Here is a 3891-nt window from a genome sequence, read left to right on the forward strand (position 1 = left end):
CCTCAAACAAGCCGACGGATTGCATTCCGTCGGCTTCCCTTCACCGTTAAAGTCCCGCTGTGACGGCGACATAGACGAACATCGGGTGAGCCGGAAACGCATCGCCCAGGCCAAGCGGATGGTAGGACATGAAGCACTTCATCAACAACAAAGAAGACATCGTCCAAGAGGCGATCGACGGACTTGTCGCGACCTCGGGCGGTCGCCTCAAGCGGCTCGACGGCTATCCGTACATTCGCGTCGTCATGCGCGGCGACTGGGACAAGTCGCGGGTCGCGGTTGTCTCTGGTGGCGGCTCCGGACACGAGCCAGCACATGCAGGGTTTGTAGGGCCGGGGATGCTGACGGCGGCCGTCTGCGGCGATGTCTTTGCCTCTCCCTCGGTCGAGGCCGTCCTGGCGGGAATACTAGCTGTAACAGGGGAGGCGGGCTGCCTTTTGGTGGTCAAGAACTACACCGGTGACCGTCTGAATTTTGGGCTGGCGGCGGAGCGTGCACGCGCATCCGGTCTGAAGGTCAACATGGTGATCGTTCAGGACGACGTGGCCATTCCCGATCTGTCGCGCCCGCGAGGTGTGGCGGGGACGCTGCTGGTACACAAGATCGCCGGCGCGGTGGCGGAATCCGGTGGTGACCTTGAAGCCGTCACGCAGGCTGCAAGGCGGGTTGTGGCTGGCGTGATGAGCATCGGCATGTCCTTGGACACGTGCAGTATGCCGGGCTCGACCAAAGAACCGAGAATTGCGCCCGGTGAAATCGAACTGGGACTTGGCATTCATGGCGAGCCCGGCGCCCAGCACATTCCCTATGAGGGCGCACGGCAGGCTATGGCTGCAGCCATTGGCAAGCTTTCACCTCGGGTCGCTAACGGTCGACGCTATGTTGCTGTGTTGAACAATCTGGGCAGCTCGACGGGGCTGGAAATGGCTGTCCTCGCCGACGAGCTTAGACGATCGGAAGTAGGGGATCGGATCAGCCACATCATTGGGCCCGCTTCGATGATGACCGCCCTCGACATGCATGGCTTCTCGGTGACGCTCTACCCCATATCAGGAGAAGACGAGACCTTGCTGGCGGCGGAGACGCCGCTCCGGGCCTGGCCGGGTCTCAACAGGATGGATGCTCCTGGTCTGCTTCCGCTGCCAGACGGACTTTCTCCCATCAAGTCGACGCCTTCCCGCGATTCAAAAACCGAGGCGTTCCTCAGGAAATGCTGCGAGGTCCTGATTGCATCTGAAGCTGATCTCAACCATCTGGACCTTCAGGCTGGCGACGGCGACACCGGGACGACACTTGCGACCGCGGCGCGTGCCTTGATCGAGGCTTTCGGGCGCTTACCGTTGGCGGATCACACCCAGCTCTATCGCGCTATTGGCCAGGAGCTCAGCCAGACCATGGGCGGGTCCTCAGGCGTGTTGCTGGCAATCTTCTTCGCTGCGGCCGGCGACGCTGCATCAAGCGGTTACTCGCTTAATGGCGCACTAAAGATCGGGCTCGAGCGCTTGCAGGAAGTGGGCGGTGCTCGTCTTGGCGATAGAACGCTCGTGGATGCGCTTGCACCCGCACTCGAAGGTCTCGATGAGGGGCTCGTGATTGCCGCCCACAGGGCGCGCGCCGGGGCAAACAAGACGGCCGAGATGAAGGAGGCCAATGCAGGTAGGGCGGCCTATGTGAGTTCGGAGCAGCTGGTCGGGAACGTCGACCCGGGAGCAGAGGCCGTGGCCCGATTGTTCGAACGGCTGGCTACAAACACCTGACTGGGTACACCATCGACAGCAGATGCAGGAACGCACCGGGGTTCCACCGCCCCGGTGCGAAGCAAGTTGGGGAACCACTGTTGAATGCTCACACCTGGTCATGCAAAGCCGGCGCCAGCGGCATAACCGCCGGGGCCGGTTCAATCTGGGGTATTACGGCTTCATCGGTGGTACGATCATCTCCATCGTTTCTGAAGCCTCTGGCGGGGTCAGCGACCGTGATCGCAGATTGAGGTCGCTGTAGCGGCCGACCGAGAGCCAGAACATCGCAACCAGAGCAGCTATCGTCACGCCGAGCGCCAGGTACCGTACCCAGACGGGTGCACGTCCACCCGGATGGAGGTGCTTTTCCTCGATGTCGCGCTTACGAGTGATCGAGGCGGAGTAGAAGACMATGGTGGCGATCACGAAGATGAGCGACCAGCGCGTTTGCTGACCGTCGGATCCCACCAGCGCGATCATGCAATAGACAGCGCCGATCAGGCCTGCCGCGACAAAGAAGGTATACTGGCTGGAAGGCATCTTTCGGTAGCCTAGGACCTGTATCGAAACCGCCGAGTAGATGTAGGGAAGCAGGGTCATGATCACCGCGATCGACGCGATCTTGCCGAACTGCTCGCTTGCAGTGGGTGACATGGTGGCGAACACCTGGACGCTCATCAACCCAGCCACGATCACGAGCCCGATCGACGGCACGCCGTGCCTATTGACGCGCGCGAAAACGCCGGGGAAAAGCCCGTCATCCGCTGCCGCCTTGGCCGACTGTCCCGCAAGCAGGGTCCATCCCGCAAGCGAGCCGAGGCAACCCACTGCGGCAAACAACGCGACCGTGCCGCCGGCGACGTCGCCAAGCGCGATCCGGGCGGCGTCCGCGAATGGCGCGGATGAGGCGATAAGATCCTTGTTGGGGATCATGCCCATGATCACCGACGAACTCAACACATAAGCCACCGAGGCGAGCACGACCCCGGCCACTGTGGCGATTGGAACGTTGCGCGACGGATTTTCAACGACGCCCGCCGACACCGAGGCGCTCTCGACCCCGATGAAGGCCCAAAGCGTGAAGGTGAGCGTAGCCATCACCGCGCTCATGTCGCTCTTGCCCGAGACGTTCCACGCTGCCGCATAGGTGTCGGCGCTGAACCAGAACCAGCCGAACAGCGCCGTGCCGAAGATCGGGATCAACGCGAAGACGGTGGTGAAGGATTGAAGCCGTCCGACGAGCCGGGGACCGAGAATGTTGGCGTAGGTGAAAAACCAGATCACCCCGATCGAGCCAAAGGCCAGCACGACCGGCACCTTCAGCACCGGGAAAAAGTGCGAAAGATATCCCAGCCCGGCGACGGCGAGCGCGACGTTGCCGACGACCAGCGCGAGCCAATAGACCATATTGGTCTGATAGCCCATGTAGTCACCGAACGCCTTGCGTGTGTAGGCGTAAGGTCCTCCCGCGGCGGGGTCGATCGCCGCAAGCTTGGCGAAAACAAGGGCGAGCGCGACCGCGCCCACCACCGTCAGCAGCCAACCGATCAGGGCGATGCTGCCTATCGCCGAAAGATTGGCCGGGAGCATGAAGACGCCCGAACCCATCATGTTGCCCGCGACCATCAAGGTCGCGGGAACCAGTCCCATCTTGCCGGCTCCGCCGGACGTGGTGCTTTCTTTAGCCATCTTGATCGCTCCCCTCAGTGCTTGACCGCGAGGACGTGGTAGACGCCGTCTTCGACCTCGACGCCGTGAGTATCGTGGGTGAAGCCGGGGAAGCTCAGGTCATAGGCTTCCAGCGCCTTGAGGTAGCCGATAAGCGCGCCGTCGGCCGGACCCGCATTTTCGCCCGGCATCATCAGCGGGATGCCCGGCGGGTAAGGGACGACACCTGTCGCAAGCGTGCGGCCCGCAAGCTCCTCGAGTGTCACGTTCTCGACATTGCCGCGAACCAGTTCCTCATAGGCGGCAAGCGGGCTCATGTCGGGCATCGGTAGGATTTCGAATGCCTCAGACATGGTTCGAGTGGTGTTGAACTTGACCATGGCGGCGAACATCAGGTCGGCTAGATCACGCAGCCCCATGCCGCCATACCGGTCGCCGTGATCTGCGACGAGGCTTGGGATTGCACGCTCGAGCGGTGTGTTGG

Annotated in this window: 3 protein-coding genes; 1 reads left to right on the forward strand and 2 read right to left on the reverse strand. The window is 62.2% G+C overall.

Annotated elements, in window-relative coordinates:
- Positions 1-128 precede the first annotated feature (128 nt).
- Positions 129-1757 (forward strand): dihydroxyacetone kinase subunit DhaK, encoded by a 1629-nt coding sequence (locus tag AC1DUU_RS25680; RefSeq protein ID WP_476786195.1) that lies wholly within the window; start codon positions 129-131, stop codon positions 1755-1757.
- Between the two features lie 153 nt (positions 1758-1910).
- Here AC1DUU_RS25680 and adiC read toward each other — a convergent pair whose 3' ends face one another.
- Both adiC and AC1DUU_RS25690 read right to left on the reverse strand, forming a co-directional pair.
- Positions 1911-3428, reverse strand: a complete 1518-nt coding sequence (gene adiC / locus AC1DUU_RS25685; protein WP_476786196.1) for an arginine/agmatine antiporter — start codon at positions 3426-3428, stop codon at positions 1911-1913.
- Between the two features lie 14 nt (positions 3429-3442).
- Positions 3443-3891, reverse strand: a 449-nt coding sequence (locus AC1DUU_RS25690) for an Orn/Lys/Arg family decarboxylase (RefSeq protein WP_476786197.1), incomplete at its 5' end; no start/stop codon positions are given.

The sequence above is a fragment of the Aminobacter sp. P4_H6_2 genome, assembly GCF_056400805.1.